Raw genomic sequence first — 23,206 nt, forward strand, 5'->3', positions numbered from 1 at the left:
CGTTTTTCATTCTTTACAATAGAAAACTTTTAATAACCTTGAAGGTAGGAATTTTTAATGAAATCGAAAGCAAAATTTAGTATTCGCTACAAAATTATGGCTGGTTATTTAGTTATGATTTTGTTCTTACTTATTTCTTTCATTATGTTAAACAATGAGATTTCCAATCTACAAAAATCTCGTAATTTTATTATTGATCACGATTTTAAAGTTCTTAATTTAACGAATCAAGTGGAGAAAGAATTGCTAACAATTGAAAATAAAGCGAAAGGATTTATTACTTCTAATGATGCAAATTACGTTCAATCCCTTAACACTGCGGAAAAGGATTACGAAAAACATTATCAAGATCTTTTTGCTCTATTAGAGGATAACCCCTCTCAGCAAGAAAAATTAAAACAGATTAATGAAAACATCAATAGTTGGATTAATAAAGAGATTCACCCATTCATTACAAATCACAATAGTAATAACATACAAGCAATCGACACGACTCAAATTCAGTCATTACAATCGCAGATAACTAACTTCCGTGGTGTAGAGGAGCAACTAACGAAAAAAAGAGCTGCACAATTAGATACTGAAAATAATAAATTAGAGATTTGGTTATACAGTTTATTGTTCTTACTTTCTTGTATTTCTATTATCATTTCACTCTATATTTCGAATTCCATTACAAAAACGATTAAAAATGTAATTCAAGCTATTAAATCCATTTCTTCTAAAGAAAAAATTACTGAAAGAATTCATGTAAACACGCGGGATGAAATAAAAGATCTTGCTCATACAACGAACCACCTACTAGACGAAATATCTAAAAGAGAGTGGTTACAAACCGAGCTTGCAGAATTAATTTTAATGTATCAAGGTGTACCTTCTATTGAGATGTTAGGTAAAAAAATTCTTAGTGGAGTTATACAAAAAACGCAAACCTCTTGCGGTGCATTTTATGTACGTGAAGAAATTGAAGAAACTGTCTACTATGTGAAAAAAGCTTCTTTCGCCGATCAAGGTTCTGATGTCGGAAAACAATCCATTAAAATGGGTGAAGGTTTAATTGGGCAATGTGCTTTAGAAAAACAAATCTTTATTCTTCGAGAAATACCAGAAGAATTTCGTTATGTCACTAGCGGCCTATTAGAAATACGCCCTCAAAACCTACTAGTCATCCCTATCTTATTTGAAGATGAAGTGATTGCAGTAATGGAGTTAGTAAGTGTAACTGAGATTTCAGACTTACATCAAGATTTAATTCAACAAACTGTTGATAACCTAGGTTTAACGATCCATAGTATTATGGGACGTATGCGAATTCAAACTCTTTTACATGAATCACAAGCAATGACAGAAGAGTTACAAGTTCAATCAGAAGAATTGCAAACGCAAGCTGAAGAACTACAAATGCAAGCCGAAGAATTAAGAACAACGAATGAACAACTAGAGTCTAGAACGGAAGAGGCCGAGCAAAAGACAGCTGACTTACAAATTACTAAATCAGAATTAGAAGAAAAAGCAAGTGAGTTATTACGTAGCTCAAAATACAAATCAGAATTTCTAGCAAATATGTCACACGAATTACGCACACCGTTAAATAGTATTTTACTATTATCTGAAATGTTAAAAGAAAATCATGATAATCATTTATCCGATGATGAAATTGAATTAGCGACCGTTATTCATTCATCAGGGAAAGATTTACTTACTTTAATTAATGACATACTAGATTTATCTAAAGTAGAAGCCGGAAAACTAGATGTGATTTTTGAAGCAACGAACATAAGTGACATGGCAGCAAATATGCAGCAAAACTTTTTACATATAGCTGCACAAAAAAATGTTGAATTTATGATTGAAGACAGTGATACGATTCCTGATTTGTTTTACACAGATGCAAAACGGATTGAACAAATTATTAAAAACTTATTATCCAATGCATTTAAATTCACGGAAAAAGGATCCGTCACTTTACATTTCGATTCGATAGAAACAACTAATTTGAGTCATGATATGCAGTATATAAGTAAAGATTGGATGACAATTTCAGTAAAAGATACTGGTATTGGTATTGCAAAAGAACAGCATCAACTCATTTTCGAAGCCTTTCAACAGGCAGATGGCGCAACGATTCGAAAATATGGTGGTACAGGCTTAGGGTTATCTATTTGTAAAGAGTTTGCTAGATTATTAGGTGGTTGGATTACGTTAGAGAGTAACGTAGGAGAAGGCAGTACTTTCACCGTATATATCCCTAACCTTCCAAATGGGTTAACTGATATACAAGTATCCAATTTAGAAGTCGCAGCAACGATAGAAGATGTTATTCCTGCTGAAGTTATTGAGGAAACTATTGTGACGGCAGAAACAAATAACGTCTTCCAAGAGAAAACTATTTTAATTGTCGATGATGATCATCGAAATATATTTGCATTACAAAATGCATTAGAAAAACAACATGCCAACATTATTACTGCACAAAACGGCATAGAGTGTTTAGAAATACTAAAAAACAATACAAATATTGACCTTATCTTAATGGATATTATGATGCCGAATATGGACGGTTATGAAACGATGGAACATATCCGAATGAACTTACGGTTACATGAAGTACCTATTATCGCACTAACTGCTAAAGCAATGCCAAATGATAAAGAAAAATGTTTATCTGCTGGCGCTTCAGATTATATAAGTAAACCATTAAATTTACATCAACTCTATTCAGTAATGAGTGTATGGTTAATAAAATAAGTGAGGTTTAGTTTAAGTGGAAAATAAGTATTATAATTTTGACCCATCTGTAGATATGGATAAGCGCACGAACTTAGAAATTGAATTACTATTGGAAGCGGTATTTAAACTATCTGGCTTTGATTTTCGCCAATATGCTCGCACATCTATTTATAGAAGAATTTGTAATAGAATGCAGCTCTCTAATATCCCTACCATTTCAAAATTAATTGAAAAAGTAATTCATGAGGAAGGGTTTTTAGAACAGTTATTAAATGATTTCTCCATTAACGTAACTGAAATGTTCCGTAACCCTGCTTTTTTTAAGGCACTAAGAGAGCATGTGATTCCTGAATTAAAAAAGTATCCTGAAATTAGAATTTGGCACGCTGGATGCGCAACCGGTGAAGAAGTATTATCAATGTCCATCTTACTTCACGAAGAAGGATTAAGTGAAAAAGCTGTTATTTACGCAACAGATATGAATACAAATGTGTTAGAAAAAGCAAAACAAGGCATCCTTCCGTTAAATAAAATGCAAACTTATACGAAAAACTATTTACAAGCTGGCGGTACACAAGCATTTTCTAACTATTATTCAACAGATAGTCGTTTTGCTTATTTTAATCCATCCCTGTTACAAAACATTATTTTTGCGCAGCATAATTTAGTAACCGATCAATCTTTTAACGAATTTCATATTATACTTTGCCGTAACGTTTTAATTTACTTTACAGGTAAACTTCAAAACCAAGTACAGCAACTATTTTATGAAAGTTTAGGCCACAATGGATTCCTATGTTTAGGAAATAAAGAAACTCTTCGTTTTTCACATATAATGCCGCATTATATCCAGTTTAATCCTAACGAACAAATCTATCAAAAAATACAATAAAAAGCGTATGAAATCCTCTGTTTGGATTTCATACGCTTTTTATTTCGCATTCGTTTGTATCATAATTAGGCACATATCATCTGATTGTGTTTTCTTCTGTTCTTCCTTATAAAACCCTTCTATCTCTTCTTCTAAATCTCCCCATTTTCTTTCTGTAAAAGCACGTAATTTCTCTTCAGACTCAAATTCATCATTTGCAATTGCTTCAAGAACACCATCTGTAAACAGTGCGATTTGAGCGTTCTTCTCAAAATGTATAACTGTCTTTTCAACTTTTATTTCATCAAAAAATCCTACCGCACAACTCCCGCGATTTAGTTCCACTACATTCGCTTCATCAACTAAAACGTACCCAGAAGGATGTCCTGCATTTACATATTCAATTGTTCTCTTTTCTGTATCCACTACTAAGTATATCGCTGTAAAATAATATGGGATATTGTCATTTTCATTATGTAAAAGGGTCATATATTTATTTAAGTCTTTAATGACAAGTTCTGGATCGATTAAACATTTAATCGATTCACGTAATGCAGACGAGATAAACATACAAACTAATGAAGCAGATACACCATGTCCCATCACATCTAATAATATAATACCATAGCGGTTTTCATCGATTTTATACCAATAATACATATCTCCAGCTAGTTTGAATGAAGGTAAGTAACTTGCTTCAATTTTTATATGATCTTCTCTTAATGGGCTACTTAATAAGTTTCTTTGTACTTGTGTAGCTAAATCTAATTCATTACGAAGGTTTTCTTCTTGTTCTTTATGCCAATTTAATTCCGATTTCAAGCGTAATGCTACACGCATACGCGCTAACAATTCAACTTTATTTATAGGTTTCGTAATATAATCCATTGCGCCTATATCAAGCGCTTCAGCTAATTTATTCGCATCTTCTAAAGCTGTTACAAAAATAATAGGAATATCTTTACACTTCTCCTCATTTTGTAATCGCCTACAAACTTCAAGTCCGTCAATTTCAGGCATCATAATATCTAATAGTATTAAATCAATTTCATTATGCCTGGAAGAATCTTTTCCAAAATGGATGTATTCGAAAAGCTCTTGTGCAGAATTAAGCGATACAAGATCCTGATATCCGGCTTGTTTTAAAATTTTTTCAATTACAAAAATGTTAACCGGATTATCATCGACAATTAAAATGGACACAAGTTATTTCCCCTTTTCTTATTTAAAATGTAAATCTATTATCATTTTCTATTTTTCTAGTATTGCATACTCAGTTACAAAATGAAAATTTCCTACTCAAACATATTTATACAGCAAAAGAACAAACCCCCTAGAAATGAGGGTTTGTTCTTTCACTCTATAAAGTGAAACTTTAATCAGTGTGGGGTTCTTCATCCCCCACTGATTATTAGTTGAACCAATCGGACTTTTATGGGCAGTGGATCCCCCACCTAAATTCTTTGCTTTCGCTGCATTTTGAGGTGGGGGTCTTACTGCCCATTAAAGTGGGGTAAATTTCCACTATTAATTTAACACCATCGCTTTGTCTTTTAAAAGACGATCTAATTCTTCCATATGATTTGTTTCATCTGCGATCATATCTTCTAACTTTACAACTAACTCTGTCATATTTAATTTCGCTGCCTGTTCTTTTCTCGTTTCATAGCGCTTAATTGTTTCATATTCTGCTTGTCTAGCTTCTTCTAACATTTCTCTAACATCTTCTACTTGTTTCACTGGTAAAGGGATCGTAGTAGGTGTACCACCTAGCGTCTTAATTTTCTCCGCTAAATATAAGGCATGTCCTTGTTCATCACTAATTTCAGATTCAAAGAAAGGCTTTAACACTTGTCTATATATACCAGAAACTGTAGCTGCATTATGGTTATACATTATAATTGCCGAGTATTCTCCTGCTAAATCTTCATTCAATCCTTCGATTAGTTCTTTCACATCGTGTGACATTTTAATATCTCCTCCTATACTTAATAACTACCCCTTTTCTCATGTTTTAAACATAATTTTTTAAAATTTTTATGTATCTAAAAACGCTGCTTGCTTCAATTTATTTATCGCTTGTCTTTTAATACGAGAAACGTGCATTTGTGAAATACCTAACCGTTCTCCTGTATCCTTTTGATTTAAATTTTCTCCAAATATATAATGAATGACACTCTTTTCCGTATCATTTAATACGTTAAAAATATCCTTTAAAACGAGACGTCTTTCTGTCTCTTCATATCCTTGCTCTACTTCACCTACAGATTCAATTCTCGCTACCGAACTTCCATCAGATGAATTTTCAACTACATCATCTAAGGAAGATACTCGATAATTATTTTTCGCATCCATAATTTCTAGCACTTCCTCTTCGGATAGTCCTAAATGATCTGCAATCTCTATAATCTTCGGTGAACGTTGCAGGTGATCTGTTAGCTCCTCTATCGCAAGTTTAATTTTCCCGCCTAAATCTTTAATTCGCCTTGGAACATGAATACCCCAAGTTTTATCACGTAAATACTTCTTTATTTCACCTACTATCGTAGGTATTGCAAATGGCTCAAAAGCATTCCCTATCGAATAATCGTACCTTCTTATTGCGCCTAAGAGCCCTAACATTCCTACTTGTATAATATCCTCATGCATCGGCCCACCTTTTGAATAGCGATATGCAATGGAATATACGAGATTTTTATAATGATTAACCAATCTTTCCTGCGCTTCATCACATTGGTTTTGTTGGAATTCTGCAATTAGTTTAATAACGTCTTCTTTAGTAAGATTTGTAGGTTGAGATTGGATTTCCATCATTCTCCACCTGCTCTCTTTGTATATATTTTGTCATTAAAACTGTCATGCCCTCATCATGCATAATTTGTATATCATCCATTAACGTATTTATTAAATATAAACCTAAACCATTTTCCGGCAAATGTTCTACTGGTTTATTAATATCATACGGACCAACTTTACTTTTTAAGGTGCTAAAATCAAAGCTAACTCCATTATCCGCAACCATAATTTCTAATCGATCTTCATATAGACCAAAGACAATTGTAATTTCTCCAACGTCCTCTTTATATGCATGTTGTACAATGTTTGTACATGCTTCACTAATAGCAATTTTCATATCTTCTATATCGTCATAAGCAAAGCCCATTCGATTCGCAACACCAGCCATTGTTAAACGAATAATAGCCACATATTCTGCTTTTGCAGGAATTTTCATTTCTATCTTTTCAAATTTCTCCATCATCCCTAGTCACCTTCTTTCTACTTTTTCAATATCTGAATTCAAATTTAATATTTCTGTTAGTCCTGTAATATCGAATAATCTTTTTAACCTTTTAGATACACCAATAAACTCTAGTTTTCCATCATTTTTCTTAATTGCTTTTAATAGCGCTATAAAAACGCCTAAACCTGTACTATCCATATAATCTACCTTATTAAAATCTACTACTATATAAACTTCTTTCTCACTTGCAATAGGCATTACCTTATTTTTTAAATCTGATGCTGTATACGCATCAATCTCACCATTAAGTTGTACTGTATAACCTAAATCATTTTGCAAAATATTTATTGCCAAATTCATCATTTCCGCCCCCTTATCTCAAACTACTACTATTTAATTACCCATAAAAATTAGTTTTAAACATATTTTTTCATTTTAATTATAAATAAATTTTCTACACCTTTCTCAGCTTAACACTAAAAAAATACTACCAAATGTTTAAACCTTATAAATTTGTGTATGTATAATGTATAAACATTATTTTTAGGGGGATCTATCTATGGAAGAGCACAACTTTAAAAAGGGAGATTTCGTTCAATTTTCTTATCGACACGATCATGCTACAAAATTAATTGGTTCCATTATTAACATACTAACGAATACAATTGTAGTTGATATAGGCAATAGCGATGACTTATCTCATATAGAACCAAGGCAGGTCGTAAGAATAAATAATTGTGAAAAAGTAACAATGGTTTAATACATAATAGAAATTGTAATTTCAATGAGTGGGGGTTCTTCATCCTCCACTCATTCCTATGTAAAATACATAAAAAAAGCATCCAAATTAGTTTAATTGGATGCTTTTTTATGTATATTTATCAGTTCGTTAACCTTATAGCTATATATAACAAACTTAAGATTACTATTCATTATCATACTTACGCTTTCCGTAGCATTCTAGAAAAGAATGTAACGATTAAAATAAAGACGATTGCACCTAATAAAGCTGGAAGAATAAAGATACCTCCCCATTCAGGGCCCCAGTGACCAAATAAGGCACTACCTACCCAAGATCCGATTAATCCGGCAATAACATTACCAACTATACCTAAAGGAAAGTCTTTTCCCGTAATCATTCCAGCTAACGCACCAATAAGTCCACCTACAATACACGTAATAATAAGTCCCATAATTAGACCTCCTATATTATTTTTATAATGGATTTATCAAGCTTTGGCGTTTAACCAAAGCTTGATAAACATGTATTATTCTTTGTTATCCAATCCATCACTTATCTTTTGTTTCACTTTTCCGACTTTTTCTTTTACAGTTCCCTTCGTCTTCTCCCACTTCCCTTCATTTTTCAACTCTCTATCTTCTGTAACTTCACCAATTCCTTCTTTTACTTGCCCCTTTTTCTTTTCAACTTTACCGGTAATTTGTTCTTTTAGCCCGCTCTCACTCATATTTCCAATCTCCTTTTCGTAATAGATTTATAGATTTAAAGGATACAAATTTAAATAGAATACGTGCATCTTCTTTCTTGTAACCATTCACCGATTCTTTCTAAATCCTTAACGAATAACAAGATTTTTCCTTCATCCAGTTTTTCTTCATAAAAGTTAGCTTCTTCCTCATTAAGTCCTAACTCTTGCATCTTATTTCTTAACTGATCTCCCGTTTTTTGAAAGACGTTAATAATGCTTGTCCCAAGTCCCTCCTCTTTTATTCCAATTGTATTCACGTCTGCATTGTCTGCGATTCTATCTGTCCTTTCTTTCTCATGTGTTAATACGTAAATATCTTTTTGGTCTATCCCTTTCTTCACTAGATCATTCGCCGCATTCATGACCTCTTTCTCCGTAATAAATTCATATACAAAAGGTTTACTATACTTCGTTTCCATCTTTAACTTCCTCCTCTAAAATGAATTATTTGTTATATTATATGTAGTACACCCATTTTCGAAATGTTAAACATAAAATATGAAAAAAGTTATGTGAATTTTTTCTATCCTAAAACTAGTAGAACAAATCTACTTACAATAACTACCTGAATTAACAGAAAATTGTTATAATTTAAGGTAAAGGGGGATACTATGAAAAAAATCATATCTATATGCGCTCTAACCGCTCTATCTTTCACTTTAATAGGATGTACAAGTACCTCAGCTACAGATAAAGCTTCACAAGCTAAGCAAGAACATACACAAACTACCTTTCAAATAAACTCCGCAAATATTACAGATATTGAAATACTTAGCACAATAAATAACAACGTTTCAAAATCTCAAACAGACAACGAAGAAATGATACAATCTATCGTTTTAGCAGTTCAAAAAGGCACACCTAAAACAATCACACTAGATCAAAAAAAGAGAGAATCAGCACATTCTACTATTACCGTTACATATAAAGATGACGCAAAAGAAGAGTTTCTTGTGTGGGTTGATAATAAGAAGCAAATTACGATTGCTAAAGATGAGAAGAAAGATAAGGTTGAAGGTGTGATATTGAATATTGAGGATGTTAAAATGATGAAGGATTTCTTTAAGAAGGCACCTTAGAAGATGTCTTCTCTTTGCACATTAAAAAGACCCACCTATTTCCGTAGGCGGGCCTTATCTTTATTACACAATAAGAAAGTATACTCTCTTTTCCTCGGAATTTTTATGTAATTATACATATTCACGACAATGTATGTGGTAAATTCTAAATTACGGGCATGCTCCGTGCCCATCAAGCTAAAATTTTAAAATATCCCAAAATAAAAAATGAGCGAAATCCTTCTACATAGCTATATAAAGTTAATGTGAAAGCTAATAAATAACAGGATAATAGTAGAGAAAGTACAAATAAAAGAGGAGTGAAATCTCACTCCTCTTTTATTTATAGACTTTAATAAACATTTGATCGCTATTATAAAATTGTGAAGTTAAGCTTATATCTATTTTAAGATTATTTTTTTCTATCATAAGCTTGTGTGTATCTCCTACATCATATTCATCTTTTTCTACATTAGAAGCTAATCGTGTATCAATTTCTTTACTTAAATCTAAGTTCGGATTTATCATGCTAATCCATTTTTTGGCTAACTCTATTAATGATTTGTCATCTTTAGCGTTATCAATTACAAACATGACCAAAAAGTCATTTTCATTATTACCACGTACATAGAAATTGCTACCGAAATCAGCAAATCCTCTTAAGTTAGGAGTTTTTAAAAATACTTCTGAATATGGACCTCCTATATCACTGTACTTTAAATTCACATTATATTTTGCATTAATTTCAGTAACAAGATTTTGCGCTTCCTTAGAGATAGATTTTTTTAATACAGATGATCCATTCATCCAATAATCTTTGTCATAATAAATATCATCGTCTGCTAAATCTTGCGGAATAACAGTAGGCTTTGACTCAGGCTCTTTTTCTGGTTTTTCGGATTTAATAATAGCATTGTATAAGAATTGTGCATACTGCTCACGAGTTACGATACTTATAGGTTCAAACATATTATCATCCGTACCAGTAGAAATTTTATTTTCTTGTAATGCACTAATAGCATTTGTTGCCCAGTAATTTTTATCTACATCTTTGAAAGTCGTAGTAGATGTTGCTTTGAAGTTAAAAGCCTTGGTTAATACAACCGCTAATTGTTCACGTGTTAAAACATTATCTGGACCAAATTTCCCATTACCAAATCCGTTCATAATACCAGCTTTATTAAGAACTAAAATTTCTTTTTCAAACATATGACCTTCTATATCTGTGAAAGAGTTTTGTGTATTAAGTTCATCTACCGGCTTCAAGTAGGCATATATTAGTCTAGCTACTTGTCCTCGTGTAATATTATCACCAAAACCAAACATTCCGTTTCCATAACCAGCTACAATATTTTTCTCTTTTAAATCCCTAATCGCTTTATAAGACCAGTGATTTGCAGGAACATCTTTAAATCCTATCGTGTTTTCTGCTTGTACATTTGTTAGAGGAGTTAGTGTTGTTGATGCAATAACCGTCCCCACCAAGATTAGTTGTTTAAAATTCATAATTGAATCCCCTTATCCTTAACATAGCGTGTTCATAAAGAATATTGCACATACTTTTTAATGTTAATATATAAAGATATTAAACGTAGGTTAATTTTGGATATTTTAAGTGTATTATTCCATTGGATACTATTTATAAAATGATAATCATAATAACTTGTTTCCAATGCGCATTCTTTCCCTTTATCCATTTTAAAAAGATACCATTTACGAACTCAAAAAATCCCCTCAAAGCGTCAGCTCTAAGGGGATTTCTCCTATCATCTTCTCTCTTCATACAACCGATTTGCTTTATAAGAGCAAACGAAAAACATACATGTCGCAACGGGGATAAACGTCAAAAAAAGTCCTCTCATTAATGCAAATGGCGTTTCAAATAAGAATGACCATAGAAATGATACGCCTTGCTTATCCCATAATCCAGGCGTCAAATATAGTTCTTTCGGATTTACAAACGCTCCTAAATTCATCGTATTACTATACATAAATAGAAATAATATCGGTAAATAACAGATTGCTAATTCTAAAAATGTTTTAGATAGACGTTTATACTTCCCTGCTCGTGACATTTGATCTGAAAAAATGTCATCTTCACTTTCTTCATTTATCTTTTTAAAATAGTACGTACCTGACCACCGATTACCAGCTATATGCTCCCAGCCACTATCTTCAAATAATGTGCAGTAATTCATAAAATCACTTTTTCTACTAAATACCCTATGGTCTATTCTAATCGTCGCATCTTCCGGCTCTGTATATCTAAATGTATAACCAAATGTATTGCTTTCTAGTTGATAGCCTTTCCAAGCCATCTCTTCTAACCATTTTTCCTCTTTCTCAAAGTCTAAAAAGAATTTCAATCTCCACATCATCGTTTCCCCCTAACTATACGTGTAATAAACTTTTTGTAACCTCAATAATGTGCTGCATTCTCATAAAGTCTAAGTTCAATACTTCTTTCCCACGTTCCGTAATGACATATACTTTTCTTCGTTTATCTTCACTTTTTACCGATTCAATTAACCCTTGTTTTAATAAATTTTCAACCGCACCATACAATGTACCCGCTGCGATTTTTACTTGATGATTACTCAGTTCTTCCACCTTTTGCATAATTAAATATCCATGAGCTGGCTCTAATAACGCTAAAAGAACGTAATACGTTGTTTCCGTTAATGGTAAATTTTTATCTCTATTCATAAAGACCTCCAATGTAACGATATATATATCTAAACTATATAGTTGAACTGTATAGTTTGATTTTATACAGTTTGACTGTATATGTCAAATACAGAAATAACTTTATGCTTCATAACAAAAACGCTACCTTTTTAAAAAGATAGCGTTTTTGTATTACCCTTGCTTATTCTTTGCTTTCATTTGCTCTTCATAAACAAACTTTGCGGTCATAAAATCGTTAGGAAAATCTCCCAATGCCTTCTTCATCACGTTCAATTCTTCTTGTGATTTGATCTCTACTCCGTTTAAGAAATCAAATGCTTTTGATTGTTCATCCGCAACAAAGTTTTGCGTCATATAATCATCTTGAAAGTCTTGCTTCGCTTTTTCTTTCACTTTGTTCATTGCATCTGTTTTATTTATACTTTTCACAGGGTTTGCGAATGCCCCTGTAGGCTGTTCTTGTTTCGGCTCTTCTTTCGTTTCCGGCTGTGGAGCTGGGGCTGGTTGTTGCTTAGGTTGTTCTTGTTGAACTGGCTGTTGTACTACTTCTTGCTCTTTTTTCGCTAATTCATCTTTTAACTTCTTAACTTGCGCATCAAGAGATTTTTTTTCAGTTTCTAATACACCCATATCACTTTTTAACTTTTGCATTTCTTCATAATGTTCATCTACTAATTTATTGTATTCTTTCTCAGTGTACATTTTTTCACTAGTTGATGTCGTTTTTCCCTTCGCAATAACTACATTAATAATTACAAGTAACACTATGATTCCTATTAACGCAGCTAAAATCTTCTTTTTGTTCATTATTAATCCTCCAAAATGTAAAATTACCAAAGTCATCATAACAGATGTAGCTATGTTCCTTTGTCATATTTTGTCGAACTAAAATAATAAAAAAGCATCTGAAACAGATGCTTTTTCTCATTCTCACTACATAAACGTAATCGTCACTAAAGAATATCCTTCTTTCGCATTATACGGCTCAGCTTTATAAGAAACACGGTTCGCCCCTTGTGGATAACCAATTTCTCCAATTACTTTTTTCACATCTTGCAATGCGCCATCCATTGATTGTTTATAAAGAATTTCAATCTTTGGTGACTTTTCGTTATAACGTTGCTGCATTTTATTTTTGAATTCATTATAGTTGTTTGCGATGTATTCATTTCCTAAATAATTTAACTTTGTATCTTTTAATATTTGCTGATATGCAGGGATTTTCGTACTACCTGCCGCAATTTTATTTGTTAATGTACTATAATAATTTGTTGTAGCTTGCGGATAATCACTTCTGTTCCACTCATGATTTCTTGCGATTTGCTCATCTGATAAGTTGAAATAAGAATATGTTACGCGGCCTTGTTCATCTGGTATTGGATCATCGAATGTTGTATCAAGGTGATACCATTTGTTTTCGATTTTCACCAAGTTCCAAGCATGAGGCTGACCGTCTCCAGTTCCTACTACAAAATGATTCTCAATCCCAGCTTCTTTTAATAATTGATAGGTTAATAGTGCGTAACCTTGGCAAACCGCAGAACGATTTACGAGTGCTTCATATGCTGTGTAAGCTTTATAAGACGTATCGTAAGAAATATGCTTTACGACATAATCATGAATCGCCTTCACTTTTTCATGATCATCCATTCCAACTTGCGTAATAGAAGAAACGATTGCCTTTGCTTGCTTCATTACATATTCCGTTTGTTCTTTCGTTTCACGATATGTAATCTTTAACGTAAACGTATAATTTCCAGGTGATCCAGAAATTCCATATGAAACATTCGACCTATTATAATTTGTATACTCATTTTTACTTGCGACTTCTTTATAGGCGTTGAAAAGTGTCTTCATTACTTCTTCATGATTACTATTTTTCGTTTTATATGGAAGTGTAATATTCGTTTCATACGCATTAATACGCTTTTGCACTTCATCTTTAAATGCTGCTAATAACGCTGCATCTCCTGTATCTTGCACCGCAACTTCAGGCTTTTTATATTTCAAAGTATTATATAAAAACTGTGCATATTGTTCACGTTTTACCGTGCTATATGGCTCAAATCCCCCTTCGCCTGTACCAGAAGCAATCCCGTTTGATTGCACCGCACTAATTGCATTTTCACCCCAATAACCACTTGGAACATCATTAAATGTATGCTTTTGTTTCGCAGAAAGATGGAAAGCGTTTGTAAGAATTTGTGCCATTTCTGCGCGGCTAACAGAGTCTTTCGGTCTAAATCCACCGTTTGCATCACCTTTAAAAACCCCTAATTTCGTTAACGTTAAAACCTCTTCTGGAAACAATGTTGAACCTGAGCGAATATCTCGATACGGATTATTTAAAGTAGATCCATCTTTTAATACGTAACGAGCACCTTCATTACTGAACGTACCACCTTGCTTATTCGGTACTAACACACGATAAATTAAAGCTGCAACTTGCTCTCTCGTCGCAACATCTCCAAAACCAAATATTCCATTTCCATAACCGGAAATAATATTTTTACTCGCTAAATCTTTAATCGCGGGATACGACCAATGCGATGTAGGAACATCAGAAAAAACACCTGCCTCAGCAGCTTTCACATCACTGCCATTTGTATATAATAAAGCGCCACCAATAAGTGTTAATGATGTAATTGATTTTAATAGTTTTGTGTACATAATTCCTTCTCCCAATACGTTCTCTATTTTTATATTTTGTCGAAAAATCTAAAATAATATGACAAAACATATTATACTATTAAAATTTTTTGAAGGATATATTAAGTTTCGAAATATGCAAAAACTCATATTATTATATTTTTCCGTATTAATATTATGTTGTTTTACTTGCGGATATATAAAAGGGTCTATTGTATCATGTCGAAAATATCATTTATAACCAAATTGCTTTACTTCTATCCTAATTCTTTCTGTAGAATCATAGGAAAAGATGGCGTTTTTGTATGTCTATTTCTGTATCTGATGAATTACAACTATTTGCTCAAGAAGTACCACATCAAAATCTGTATATTCTCTTCTCCTCGGGCTATTGATAAAGAAAAGGCATTCTTATGAATGCCTTTTCTCTCTTATATATGCTCTTCTTAATTAAATTTGTGATAAACCACTGGACATTTAATTATAAAAAAGTACCAATAACAAAAAAAGTTAAAAATAATGATACATATCCAAGATACATAAAACGTTTATCGTGTGTTTTAAAATATAACGTAATACACAGTAAAGTGACCAGTAAAAAAACTGCTGTAGACACCATGAACATCAATGTTTTTTAATTCCTCATTACTTTATACTGCTAAATTAGGCATTTCTTTTTTTAATACTGAATTCATAACGATATCTATTATTCTTAAGTTAATTATATTACGTTTAAGTAATATTAATTTTATATTAATACACCTTTTGAAAAAATTCTTTTTTCTTGATTAAATTCCATTTTTCACTCTAAAATACAGCAGAACCCACCCACTTACCTACAATGTAACCAATATAAATAAGCAGAGCCCCTGTTAAGATATAAAAACAAGATTTAAAATACATACTCCTTTCAATCGCATCACCAATTTTATGAAACATGTTTGACATAAAGAAAACACCACCTTTTTATAATTATTAGAGTAAAACACACAGAGATATTATCAGAAAATAACTAATTAACACAACGCTTATTGGAATAATAATGTATAAAATAATAACAGCGTTAGCAAAAAATTAAAATTTATGAAATGAATTACTTTAGAGTTAATATTTAGAATTCAAAAGGTTTATTAGGTAAAAAACACTTTATATTACCACTAATTATTTCTATTTAATAAATCCCCTAGCCTTTATGACAACGCTTGAACATACCTTTCTATAAAGTTGATTAATAATAGGATTGAATCATATTGCTCAATGTCCCATATTGTTTAACATAATAAAATAATATTCAATCGGAGGAAAGAACCTTTGAGTGCCTTTTTTATGGAGAATCAGTTTAAAAACTAAAAATAAAAGAACCTCAATAAATGAGGTTCAAAAAATCTACTATTTTAAATTACCTTCGTAAAAAGCAACTCCATTTTGAACATGTTTTAAATACCACGTAATCGTCCCGCCACAAACATTTTCATTAAAACTATTAGCATATACTCCATTTGAGTAATAAAGAGTTCTTTTGAATTTACCATTAGAATACTCATAAGGAATTGAGCATGCTGCTTGCTTCGGAGAGTTCACAGCTTTTTGCGTATCAGCCGAAGCTGCCCCAATTCCTCCTGTTAATGCAATACCAGTTGCTAATGCTCCCACTACTAATTTCTTGAACATAATAAATCCCCCTTTAATAGTTTTTATAGCTTACAACTTAAATGTATCACTTTTGTAATTTATGTAAATATCTTGAATATGTAGAAATATTTATTTGATTTTTGGTAATATTGGGATTTTATTTTATCAAATGGAAAATAGAGGTAATAAAAAAAGTATGTAACAATGCATAATAAATCAATCGAATATTATGATATACTCACAAAGAGCTGATACAAAATTTCTTTAGATTGGAAAACTAAAGTCTTATCTACCTAACAGGAAGGCGCCTAATGGCGTCTTTTCTTTATTTTCAAAAGGACCTGCTCAATTCATTCTTTAAAACATAAGGTAAAGTGAACCCGTTAAAATCTATGGAATGAACCCTAGTTTTACCCTCTTATCTAAAGGAGGCACTATTGTTATGGGATATGGTGGTAGTTGCGGCGAAGGCTGCGGTTTCGCTGGAGGATTTGCTTTACTAGTTGTATTATTTATTCTATTAATCATTATCGGATGTAGTTGTTTCTGCTAAAAAACTATTAGAAAAGGTACCTATATATGGGTACCTTTTCTTTATGTGCCTTATTCATTATCTAGTTCCAAACTTTTATCACGATTGGATTCGTGTTTTTCATTTTTCGCATTCGTCATACCTCAAATATGAATCGATTTAAGACATGAGCTTTTAACTAAAAGAATTTGGGACCATTTTCTCCCACAAAGGAAATACCTTGTTGAAAAACTCTATTATTTTTAATAAAAAATAAGTTCATATAGATGCTATTTATAATATCCAAGAATAGATAATCGTATAAAAAACACCATTCCGGTGAGGCTCTTTTTTAAGTCAGGAATAAGTTTTTACTGCGGTACATATGAAAATAAATCATCTGATTATAAAATAAAAAAACGCTCATTTGAGCGTTTCATCTATATAATACCTAATAATTACTTTTTCTTCACTTTGATCTAACAACTCTTTATACTTCAATATTCCATCAGCCCCACGGCTCTCCATGCGTATATTGTATAACGTTTGTTGTATTAACCTTTGATTGGTCTGTTGGAGCATTTACTCCATTTAATAGTATGACCGTAATTATTAATCCAATTGAGCTGCTTATGATTCTTTTCATTTTAAAGCCCCTTTCTGAAAACCTTTTTCTTTTTCTTTATATCCTAAATAGAAGTATTCACTAGATTTTATTGAATTTCCTTCTTTATGATATTTAACCGCTAACTTTTCAGCATATTCCTGGACATATTGCCATAAACCTACTTCATTAAAGAAAGAAATTCCTTTAGAAATAGCTAACTCTAATTCTTCAGCAGAAACATTCTCATTCATTCCCTTTAGAATTTTAAAATGATGTTCATATTCTTTTTGTTCTAGTTCATTACAGATTACTAATCCTTTTTCAATTAAAGACGCTGCAAGCTTTGTTTTTCCTAACTTTAAATTCTCTCTAGCTTCCAAAAAAATCGCTCTAAAGTGATTCGGGATTTTTTGTGATACTTCTGATAAATAACGAAGTGCTAAATCAGATAGGTTTTGCTCTGCATACATAACCCCTAAACTATGTCGAACTCGTAACATTAACTCCTCTTCATTTTGCTTTTTCAAAATATCCAGAGACGACATAAAATAAACTTCTGCCTGCTCAAATTCATTTAGCTTTACACATGCTAACCCAAGAACATTGTCACATGCTGCGACCTTCCTACTATACCCGTACAGCCCTTCAAATGTATTTCTTGCTCTAGTTGCATATTGAATGACTAAAATAGGCTGGCAAACATGATAATAGTAGCTGGATAGCTTAAAGTTAAATTCTGCTTTTTCGATTGGATCCTGAATATTTTCCAACAAAGATTCTGCTATTCCATAATGCTTTTCAGCCACTTTAAAATCACCGTTTACCGTAGCATGAGAAGCCTTAAAGAAATGGTAATAATATAATAGAGATTCATCTGATGGCGCTTCATTTAACTTCATTTTTCTTAGATCATTCTTAGATATGTCAGATTGATGGGGATAAAACTCTGCACTCAACATTTTAAATCTAAAATCTAAAAGTGAATGAAACTCTGTATTCTTTTGATCTTCTTCCATACTATTAATTTTTGTATCAATACTTTGTTTTAATTCCTTTGCCTTAACGAAATTCTGTGAACGAATTTCTCGATACCACTCATGTAAAAGTAAAGTGATTTCTTCCTTTTTTATTACATGTACACTCATATAGATCCTTCTCCTTTGTCTATAGATTACTAACATAATAACAAAAATAAGCCCAGAAAACATTTAATTTTCTGAATATTATTGTTTCAAAAAAATTTCTCAATACACTTTCACCATTTCAACTCTTTAAACTTATAACTTTTTCTGTCCCTTATTCGTTTCTATATAAAAAATAAACATATAAATCAAAGATACTATAATTTTTTATAATTCTTGATTTCTCACTCTTCATTGCATGATAAATTTCCCCATACTAATTAACAACTAACATTAAAACTATTAATCCAATAAACCCTTAGAAAAAAATGGTTATCTATACACTGAATTGGTTAAATGTGGATATTCTAAAAGGGATAAAAAGAACTAATCCCTAAAAGAGATTAGTTCTTTTTATCGAGAGTTATTATTATAGTACATAGTTTTATGAGCAAACGTTATATAATGTTGTATGGGATACATAACCTGTCATCCCTTTATATGTAACTTTTAACCACTGTTTAGAATTACTGTAATGACCTTGAACATATTCACCAGTTACCCATGTTCCAGTAATTTTCGCACCATCATTAAATGTATGTAAGACAGGTGATCCAACAGTGTAACCACTGCGCATCTTTGCACCATATACACCTACCGTACCTCCCTTTGCACAAGCTGCTACTACAGTTTTATTTTCAGTAGTATTCGTAGCCGCAAAAGCAGAGCCGTTAAATGTAAACAAAGTAAACATAAAAGCTGTTAATAAAGTACAAATAGATAAGCGACGTAACAAAATAAATTCCCCCTTTTTTTATAATATATTGCTTCATAAATGATTATCTTAAATATTCTAACTATTTTCAATATATTAATGTTGAGAAATATTAGTTGTAGTTTTGAAATAAGATTTTATCAAAAATATTAACAAACTCATATTTTACAGAGAGAGCCCGAAAGTAGTCTTCTACCAACTATATAAAAGTCCCTCCGCCTTAAGACAGAGGGACTTTCTAATTTCTATTTCAAACTACCCGCAATCTCCGTAAAGATAACTCCAAGTGCATGTGCACCTGCATCTGGGTAGCCTAAACTTCTTTCACCAACTGTACCGGCGCGGCCCATGCGAGCAACGATTTCTTTCGTGTACTCTGCTCCTTTAACTGCTGCTTCTGCTCCTTTCTCAAAGGCAATTTTCATATCTTCTTCGTTTGAAGCGCTAGCTAACCAAGAGTCTACACATGGAGCAAGTGCGTCAACAAGTGTTTTGTCACCAACTACTGCTCCTCTACCGAATGATCTTTCACCGATAGATTGTATGCCTTGCAGTGCTGCTTGCAACACTTCAGCGAATTCTTTCACTGTTAACTCACGTTTTTCGCCTGCTGCTTTACTAGCTGCGCGGAATGCTCCGCCCCAAATTGGACCAGATGCGCCGCCGCAATGTTCCATAATAATCATTGAACAGCCGTCAAGGAATGATCCGATCGTTACGTTCTCTTGATCTACAATAGAATGCCACTCACGTTTTAGTTGCTTAAATCCTTTTGCAACACTCATTCCGAAGTCGCCGTCACCCGCATGTGTATCTAACTCACAGAACGGTACTTCGTTTTTAATAATAACGTCACTCATTTTATCAACGAGATAGATCATGTTGTTTAATGTAATGACATTATCTTTTATAACAGCATGCTCTTCCGCTGTTTCTATTTCGAAGGAAACTTCTTTCTCTTCTACATCTTCAAGTACATTCACGTACTCTACACTTTCAACTGGTCCATCTACTTTAAACGCTGGTGTATTACATTCTTTCGATAGTAATGTTTTTAGCTCATCATCTAGTTTCATTACTGTTAAAGACATACCAGCCATATCGATACTCGTCATATAGTTGCCAACGAATACTCTGTTTATTTTAATGCTTCTAGCAGCTAGTTCTCTCGTAACTGCGTTGTTAAATAAGTAAAGTTCTTGCAGTGGTGTTCCGCCAAAACCGTTAACTAAAAGCGCAATTTCTTCGCCGTCTTTTACTCCTAAATCTTTCATTAAATCATTTGTCATACGGTTAGCTAATTCATCCGCTGACAACATTTTTTCGCGTTTAATTCCTGGTTCGCCGTGAATACCTACGCCGTATTCCATTTCATCTTCCGCAAGTGTGAAAGTAGGTGATCCGCTCGCTGGAACTGTACAAGACGTCAACGCTAAACCGATTGTACGCACGTTAGCCGCTGCTTTTTCTGCGACAGCTTTCACCGCTCCTAAATCCATACCTGCTTCTGCTGCTGCGCCAGCAATTTTATGAACGAGAATAACGCCCGCAACGCCGCGGCGTCCTACTGTATATAGACTATCTTCTACCGCAATATCATCATCCACTTTTACGTAGTCAACTTCAATTCCATCTTCCGTCGCTAAATGTGCTCCGTTTTTGAAATTCATAATATCGCCGCTATAATTTTTAATAATTAATAACGTACCTTTTTTACTAGTTGTCTCTTTAATCGCTTGATACACCTGAATTTGTGAAGGCGACGCGAACACATCTCCGCACACTGCCGCATCTAACATTCCTTTTCCGACTAATCCTGCATGTGCTGGCTCATGACCACTACCGCCGCCACTAATTAACGTTACTTTATTTTCGTTCATTTCTTTCTTCTTAATGACTTTATATTTTTTCAAAAGCTCAAGCTCTGGATGAGCCATAACCATTCCGTTGCACATTTCCATTACTAATGTTTCTGGTTTGTTTATAATCTTTTTCATTGTGATTCTCCCTCAATTCCTTTAATATATTGTGATATATTTGAAATCTTCTTCTTACTATCCATGTTAAAATGAAAGCGTTTTATAGTAAACGGACAAAATGGACAATCTGTCTAAAGACACCGCTCTCATTTGTAGGTAGGATTTTCATATTACTAACATTCTAGGGATGATTCAGATGACCTCTTCTATAATTTCTAAAAAGATAATCGCAAATTCATTGAAGTATTTAATGGAAACAGAGTCGTTTCATAAAATATCAGTGAGCGATATTATGTTACACTGTCAAATGCGTAGGCAAACTTTTTATTATCATTTTAAAGATAAATTTGAGCTATTAAGCTGGATTTATAGAGAAGAAACGAAAGAAAACATTATCGACTTTCTCGACTATGAAACGTGGGAAAATATTTTCGATTTATTATTTGATTACTTTTATGAAAATCAAAAATTTTACCGAAATGCTTTTAAAGTCATTGAGCAAAACTCGTTTAATCACTATTTATTTGAGCATACGAAAAACTTATATATGAAGATTATTGATGAATTATCTGTGAGCTGTGGATTCAGCCTTTCTGATGAGACGAAAAATACGATTGCCTCTTTTTATAGTCACGGCTTCGTTGGCACGATTAAAGATTGGATTGAAAGCAAGTGCGAAGTAGATCCATCCATTATGTCTTCTCTCATGAAAAATATGATAAACAATCAATTACTACTATTACTGGAGCAATCAGCAAAGTAATTAAAGGGTGGCAAAAGCAATGAAAAAGATTATGAATGATGTACAAAATATCGTTCAAGATATGATGCATGGCTTTTATTTTGAACATAACGACAAAGTAAATTACGACGAAACAAATAACATCATTTATGTGAAAGATATCGAAAAAATGAAGCAAAACGTTGTCATCATAAGCGGCGGTGGTAGCGGACACGAACCAGCTGATATTGGTTATGTAGGAAAAGGTATGCTTACGGCGGCAGTAAACGGCAGTATTTTCACTCCACCTACAGTGGAACAAATTATTGCAGCAACTCGCCTCATGCCAAAAGATAAAAGTATTTTATTCATCATCAAAAACTTTAAAGATGACGTAGCAAATTTTCTAGCAGCAGAACAAATCGCGAAAGAAGAAGGAAGACAAATTGACCACATCATCGTAAATGACGACGTTTCAATTGAAGATGATGCTTCGTTTAATAAAAGAAGACGCGGCGTCGCTGGTACTGTTTTCGTTCAAAAAATACTCGGTGCGGCCGCTCTTGCAGGTCACTCTTTAGATGAACTAACAACACTCGGCCATTCTATCGCCGAAAACTTACACACTTTAGGCGTCGCCCTTTCACCTGCAAACGATCCAGTGAAAGGAAAAGCTTCATTCACATTAAACGACGATGAAGCCTTTTATGGCGTCGGTATCCACGGCGAAAAAGGCTACCGTAAAGAAGCACTATCCTCTTCTGAAATATTAGCGATCGAACTAATGAACAAACTAAAAAGCATTTATCGCTGGAGAAAAGGTGACAACTTCGCCATTCTCATTAACGGACTAGGCGCAACTCCATTAATGGAACAATACATTTTCGCAAATGATATTCGCCGTTTATGTGAGCTGGAAGGATTACAGATTACATTCGTAAAAGTTGGTACGCTGCTAACTTCTTTAGATATGAAAGGTGTTTCGCTCAGTTTGCTTAAGGTAGAAGATTTGGATTGGGTGAAGTGGTTGAAGGAAAATACGGAAACTGCTAGTTGGTAATACAAATAAAAATAGGATGGCTTCAATGGGCCATCCTATTTTTGTATGTAATTCAGCTATAAAAAAAATTCTG

Annotated in this window: 26 protein-coding genes; 7 read left to right on the forward strand and 19 right to left on the reverse strand. The window is 32.9% G+C overall.

Going from position 1 to position 23,206, the window contains the following annotated elements:
• Positions 1 to 57: 57 nt before the first annotated feature.
• Both ILT06_RS11585 and ILT06_RS11590 read left to right on the forward strand, forming a co-directional pair.
• Positions 58 to 2,748, forward strand: a complete 2,691-nt coding sequence (locus tag ILT06_RS11585; RefSeq protein ID WP_098103371.1) for a response regulator — start codon at positions 58 to 60, stop codon at positions 2,746 to 2,748.
• Between the two features lie 16 nt (positions 2,749 to 2,764).
• Positions 2,765 to 3,622: a CheR family methyltransferase gene (locus tag ILT06_RS11590; RefSeq protein ID WP_064473792.1), complete on the forward strand. Its 858-nt coding sequence runs from the start codon at positions 2,765 to 2,767 to the stop codon at positions 3,620 to 3,622.
• Positions 3,623 to 3,661: 39 nt separating this feature from the next.
• Here ILT06_RS11590 and ILT06_RS11595 read toward each other — a convergent pair whose 3' ends face one another.
• The 5 genes from ILT06_RS11595 to rsbV all read right to left on the reverse strand — a co-directional run bounded on the left by ILT06_RS11595 (position 3,662) and on the right by rsbV (position 7,205).
• Entirely contained in the window at positions 3,662 to 4,804 is a 1,143-nt protein-coding gene (locus tag ILT06_RS11595; RefSeq protein WP_088047891.1) for a fused response regulator/phosphatase, read from the reverse strand.
• A gap of 324 nt (positions 4,805 to 5,128) precedes the next feature.
• A complete protein-coding gene (locus tag ILT06_RS11600) occupies positions 5,129 to 5,569 on the reverse strand; it encodes a ferritin-like domain-containing protein (RefSeq protein WP_064473790.1) in 441 nt (146 codons plus the stop codon).
• A gap of 69 nt (positions 5,570 to 5,638) precedes the next feature.
• Positions 5,639 to 6,415 (reverse strand): RNA polymerase sigma factor SigB, encoded by a 777-nt coding sequence (gene sigB / locus ILT06_RS11605; protein ID WP_149173366.1) that lies wholly within the window; start codon positions 6,413 to 6,415, stop codon positions 5,639 to 5,641.
• Entirely contained in the window at positions 6,378 to 6,860 is a 483-nt protein-coding gene (rsbW, locus tag ILT06_RS11610) for an anti-sigma B factor RsbW (protein WP_000970215.1), read from the reverse strand. Before rsbW ends, sigB begins: the two co-directional genes overlap by 38 nt.
• 6 nt (positions 6,861 to 6,866) lie before the next feature.
• Positions 6,867 to 7,205, reverse strand: coding sequence for an anti sigma b factor antagonist RsbV (gene rsbV, locus ILT06_RS11615; protein ID WP_064473788.1), 339 nt, complete (start codon positions 7,203 to 7,205; stop codon positions 6,867 to 6,869).
• 196 nt (positions 7,206 to 7,401) lie between these two features.
• On the opposite strand from rsbV, the gene ILT06_RS11620 reads away from it, so the two are divergent.
• Positions 7,402 to 7,602: a methyltransferase gene (locus ILT06_RS11620; protein ID WP_076535866.1), complete on the forward strand. Its 201-nt coding sequence runs from the start codon at positions 7,402 to 7,404 to the stop codon at positions 7,600 to 7,602.
• A gap of 181 nt (positions 7,603 to 7,783) precedes the next feature.
• Here the strand turns inward: ILT06_RS11620 and ILT06_RS11625 are convergent, their stop codons facing one another.
• The 3 genes from ILT06_RS11625 to ILT06_RS11635 form a co-directional block, all read right to left on the reverse strand.
• Complete coding sequence (locus ILT06_RS11625; RefSeq protein ID WP_000522902.1) at positions 7,784 to 8,035, reverse strand: GlsB/YeaQ/YmgE family stress response membrane protein; 252 nt, start codon at positions 8,033 to 8,035, stop codon at positions 7,784 to 7,786.
• 75 nt (positions 8,036 to 8,110) lie between these two features.
• Positions 8,111 to 8,311, reverse strand: a complete 201-nt coding sequence (locus ILT06_RS11630; protein ID WP_000004264.1) for a CsbD family protein — start codon at positions 8,309 to 8,311, stop codon at positions 8,111 to 8,113.
• A 50-nt stretch (positions 8,312 to 8,361) separates the two neighbouring features.
• Positions 8,362 to 8,751, reverse strand: a complete 390-nt coding sequence (locus tag ILT06_RS11635; protein ID WP_000448807.1) for a YflT domain-containing protein — start codon at positions 8,749 to 8,751, stop codon at positions 8,362 to 8,364.
• 192 nt (positions 8,752 to 8,943) lie between these two features.
• Here ILT06_RS11635 and ILT06_RS11640 point away from each other — a divergent pair, with 192 nt between their 5' ends.
• Positions 8,944 to 9,411 (forward strand): hypothetical protein, encoded by a 468-nt coding sequence (locus ILT06_RS11640; RefSeq protein WP_098111555.1) that lies wholly within the window; start codon positions 8,944 to 8,946, stop codon positions 9,409 to 9,411.
• 318 nt (positions 9,412 to 9,729) lie between these two features.
• On the opposite strand, the gene ILT06_RS11645 is transcribed toward ILT06_RS11640, so the two are convergent.
• The 7 genes from ILT06_RS11645 to ILT06_RS11675 form a co-directional block, all read right to left on the reverse strand.
• Positions 9,730 to 10,896: an S-layer homology domain-containing protein gene (locus ILT06_RS11645; protein WP_098111556.1), complete on the reverse strand. Its 1,167-nt coding sequence runs from the start codon at positions 10,894 to 10,896 to the stop codon at positions 9,730 to 9,732.
• Positions 10,897 to 11,156: 260 nt separating this feature from the next.
• Complete coding sequence (locus ILT06_RS11650) at positions 11,157 to 11,768, reverse strand: DUF2812 domain-containing protein (protein ID WP_098103365.1); 612 nt, start codon at positions 11,766 to 11,768, stop codon at positions 11,157 to 11,159.
• Positions 11,769 to 11,781: 13 nt separating this feature from the next.
• Complete coding sequence (locus ILT06_RS11655; RefSeq protein WP_098103364.1) at positions 11,782 to 12,096, reverse strand: PadR family transcriptional regulator; 315 nt, start codon at positions 12,094 to 12,096, stop codon at positions 11,782 to 11,784.
• A 153-nt stretch (positions 12,097 to 12,249) separates the two neighbouring features.
• Positions 12,250 to 12,885: a hypothetical protein gene (locus ILT06_RS11660; RefSeq protein WP_064473785.1), complete on the reverse strand. Its 636-nt coding sequence runs from the start codon at positions 12,883 to 12,885 to the stop codon at positions 12,250 to 12,252.
• A 126-nt stretch (positions 12,886 to 13,011) separates the two neighbouring features.
• Positions 13,012 to 14,748, reverse strand: a complete 1,737-nt coding sequence (locus ILT06_RS11665; protein ID WP_098103362.1) for an S-layer homology domain-containing protein — start codon at positions 14,746 to 14,748, stop codon at positions 13,012 to 13,014.
• 786 nt (positions 14,749 to 15,534) lie between these two features.
• The gene (locus tag ILT06_RS11670) at positions 15,535 to 15,675 is read right to left on the reverse strand and encodes a hypothetical protein (protein ID WP_170957612.1); all 141 of its coding nucleotides are present in this window, start codon (positions 15,673 to 15,675) and stop codon (positions 15,535 to 15,537) included.
• A 441-nt stretch (positions 15,676 to 16,116) separates the two neighbouring features.
• On the reverse strand, positions 16,117 to 16,398 hold the full coding sequence (locus tag ILT06_RS11675; RefSeq protein ID WP_064473783.1) for an LCI fold-containing protein: 282 nt from the start codon (positions 16,396 to 16,398) through the stop codon (positions 16,117 to 16,119).
• Positions 16,399 to 16,801: 403 nt separating this feature from the next.
• On the opposite strand from ILT06_RS11675, the gene ILT06_RS11680 reads away from it, so the two are divergent.
• Entirely contained in the window at positions 16,802 to 16,912 is a 111-nt protein-coding gene (locus ILT06_RS11680) for a YjcZ family sporulation protein (RefSeq protein ID WP_000540371.1), read from the forward strand.
• 466 nt (positions 16,913 to 17,378) lie between these two features.
• On the opposite strand, the gene ILT06_RS11685 is transcribed toward ILT06_RS11680, so the two are convergent.
• From ILT06_RS11685 to dhaK, 4 genes are all read right to left on the reverse strand, one after another.
• Complete coding sequence (locus tag ILT06_RS11685) at positions 17,379 to 17,516, reverse strand: Phr family secreted Rap phosphatase inhibitor (protein WP_000821340.1); 138 nt, start codon at positions 17,514 to 17,516, stop codon at positions 17,379 to 17,381.
• Complete coding sequence (locus ILT06_RS11690; RefSeq protein ID WP_098103361.1) at positions 17,513 to 18,622, reverse strand: response regulator aspartate phosphatase; 1,110 nt, start codon at positions 18,620 to 18,622, stop codon at positions 17,513 to 17,515. Before ILT06_RS11690 ends, ILT06_RS11685 begins: the two co-directional genes overlap by 4 nt.
• Positions 18,623 to 19,043: 421 nt before the next feature.
• Positions 19,044 to 19,394 (reverse strand): SH3 domain-containing protein, encoded by a 351-nt coding sequence (locus ILT06_RS11695; RefSeq protein WP_000946188.1) that lies wholly within the window; start codon positions 19,392 to 19,394, stop codon positions 19,044 to 19,046.
• A 224-nt stretch (positions 19,395 to 19,618) separates the two neighbouring features.
• Entirely contained in the window at positions 19,619 to 21,370 is a 1,752-nt protein-coding gene (gene dhaK, locus ILT06_RS11700) for a dihydroxyacetone kinase subunit DhaK (RefSeq protein ID WP_222655110.1), read from the reverse strand.
• Between the two features lie 178 nt (positions 21,371 to 21,548).
• Here dhaK and dhaS point away from each other — a divergent pair, with 178 nt between their 5' ends.
• Together dhaS and dhaQ are read left to right on the forward strand one after the other, a co-directional pair.
• The gene (gene dhaS / locus ILT06_RS11705; RefSeq protein ID WP_000204220.1) at positions 21,549 to 22,115 is read left to right on the forward strand and encodes a dihydroxyacetone kinase transcriptional activator DhaS; all 567 of its coding nucleotides are present in this window, start codon (positions 21,549 to 21,551) and stop codon (positions 22,113 to 22,115) included.
• 19 nt (positions 22,116 to 22,134) lie between these two features.
• Positions 22,135 to 23,133 carry a DhaKLM operon coactivator DhaQ gene (dhaQ, locus tag ILT06_RS11710; protein ID WP_088047899.1) on the forward strand — a complete coding sequence of 333 codons (999 nt, stop codon included), beginning with the start codon at positions 22,135 to 22,137 and terminating at the stop codon, positions 23,131 to 23,133.
• Positions 23,134 to 23,206 lie beyond the last annotated feature (73 nt).

It is taken from the genome of Bacillus sp. 17RED48 (genome assembly GCF_019837545.1).
Lineage (GTDB): Bacteria > Bacillota > Bacilli > Bacillales > Bacillaceae_G > Bacillus_A > Bacillus_A wiedmannii.

What these genes read in the sequence shown, in the direction of transcription:
- ILT06_RS11585 (WP_098103371.1), top strand. Translation starts at nt 58, where the DNA reads ATGAAATCGAAAGCAAAATTTAGTATTCGCTACAAAATTATGGCTGGT.
- ILT06_RS11600 (WP_064473790.1), bottom strand. Translation starts at nt 5,569, where the DNA reads ATGTCACACGATGTGAAAGAACTAATCGAAGGATTGAATGAAGATTTA.
- sigB (WP_149173366.1), bottom strand. Translation starts at nt 6,415, where the DNA reads ATGATGGAAATCCAATCTCAACCTACAAATCTTACTAAAGAAGACGTT.
- rsbW (WP_000970215.1), bottom strand. Translation starts at nt 6,860, where the DNA reads ATGATGGAGAAATTTGAAAAGATAGAAATGAAAATTCCTGCAAAAGCA.
- rsbV (WP_064473788.1), bottom strand. Translation starts at nt 7,205, where the DNA reads ATGATGAATTTGGCAATAAATATTTTGCAAAATGATTTAGGTTATACA.
- ILT06_RS11620 (WP_076535866.1), top strand. Translation starts at nt 7,402, where the DNA reads ATGGAAGAGCACAACTTTAAAAAGGGAGATTTCGTTCAATTTTCTTAT.
- ILT06_RS11625 (WP_000522902.1), bottom strand. Translation starts at nt 8,035, where the DNA reads ATGGGACTTATTATTACGTGTATTGTAGGTGGACTTATTGGTGCGTTA.
- ILT06_RS11630 (WP_000004264.1), bottom strand. Translation starts at nt 8,311, where the DNA reads ATGAGTGAGAGCGGGCTAAAAGAACAAATTACCGGTAAAGTTGAAAAG.
- ILT06_RS11635 (WP_000448807.1), bottom strand. Translation starts at nt 8,751, where the DNA reads ATGGAAACGAAGTATAGTAAACCTTTTGTATATGAATTTATTACGGAG.
- ILT06_RS11640 (WP_098111555.1), top strand. Translation starts at nt 8,944, where the DNA reads ATGAAAAAAATCATATCTATATGCGCTCTAACCGCTCTATCTTTCACT.
- ILT06_RS11645 (WP_098111556.1), bottom strand. Translation starts at nt 10,896, where the DNA reads ATGAATTTTAAACAACTAATCTTGGTGGGGACGGTTATTGCATCAACA.
- ILT06_RS11650 (WP_098103365.1), bottom strand. Translation starts at nt 11,768, where the DNA reads ATGATGTGGAGATTGAAATTCTTTTTAGACTTTGAGAAAGAGGAAAAA.
- ILT06_RS11655 (WP_098103364.1), bottom strand. Translation starts at nt 12,096, where the DNA reads ATGAATAGAGATAAAAATTTACCATTAACGGAAACAACGTATTACGTT.
- ILT06_RS11660 (WP_064473785.1), bottom strand. Translation starts at nt 12,885, where the DNA reads ATGAACAAAAAGAAGATTTTAGCTGCGTTAATAGGAATCATAGTGTTA.
- ILT06_RS11665 (WP_098103362.1), bottom strand. Translation starts at nt 14,748, where the DNA reads ATGTACACAAAACTATTAAAATCAATTACATCATTAACACTTATTGGT.
- ILT06_RS11670 (WP_170957612.1), bottom strand. Translation starts at nt 15,675, where the DNA reads ATGTCAAACATGTTTCATAAAATTGGTGATGCGATTGAAAGGAGTATG.
- ILT06_RS11675 (WP_064473783.1), bottom strand. Translation starts at nt 16,398, where the DNA reads ATGTTCAAGAAATTAGTAGTGGGAGCATTAGCAACTGGTATTGCATTA.
- ILT06_RS11680 (WP_000540371.1), top strand. Translation starts at nt 16,802, where the DNA reads ATGGGATATGGTGGTAGTTGCGGCGAAGGCTGCGGTTTCGCTGGAGGA.
- ILT06_RS11685 (WP_000821340.1), bottom strand. Translation starts at nt 17,516, where the DNA reads ATGAAAAGAATCATAAGCAGCTCAATTGGATTAATAATTACGGTCATA.
- ILT06_RS11690 (WP_098103361.1), bottom strand. Translation starts at nt 18,622, where the DNA reads ATGAGTGTACATGTAATAAAAAAGGAAGAAATCACTTTACTTTTACAT.
- dhaK (WP_222655110.1), bottom strand. Translation starts at nt 21,370, where the DNA reads ATGAAAAAGATTATAAACAAACCAGAAACATTAGTAATGGAAATGTGC.
- dhaS (WP_000204220.1), top strand. Translation starts at nt 21,549, where the DNA reads ATGACCTCTTCTATAATTTCTAAAAAGATAATCGCAAATTCATTGAAG.
- dhaQ (WP_088047899.1), top strand. Translation starts at nt 22,135, where the DNA reads ATGAAAAAGATTATGAATGATGTACAAAATATCGTTCAAGATATGATG.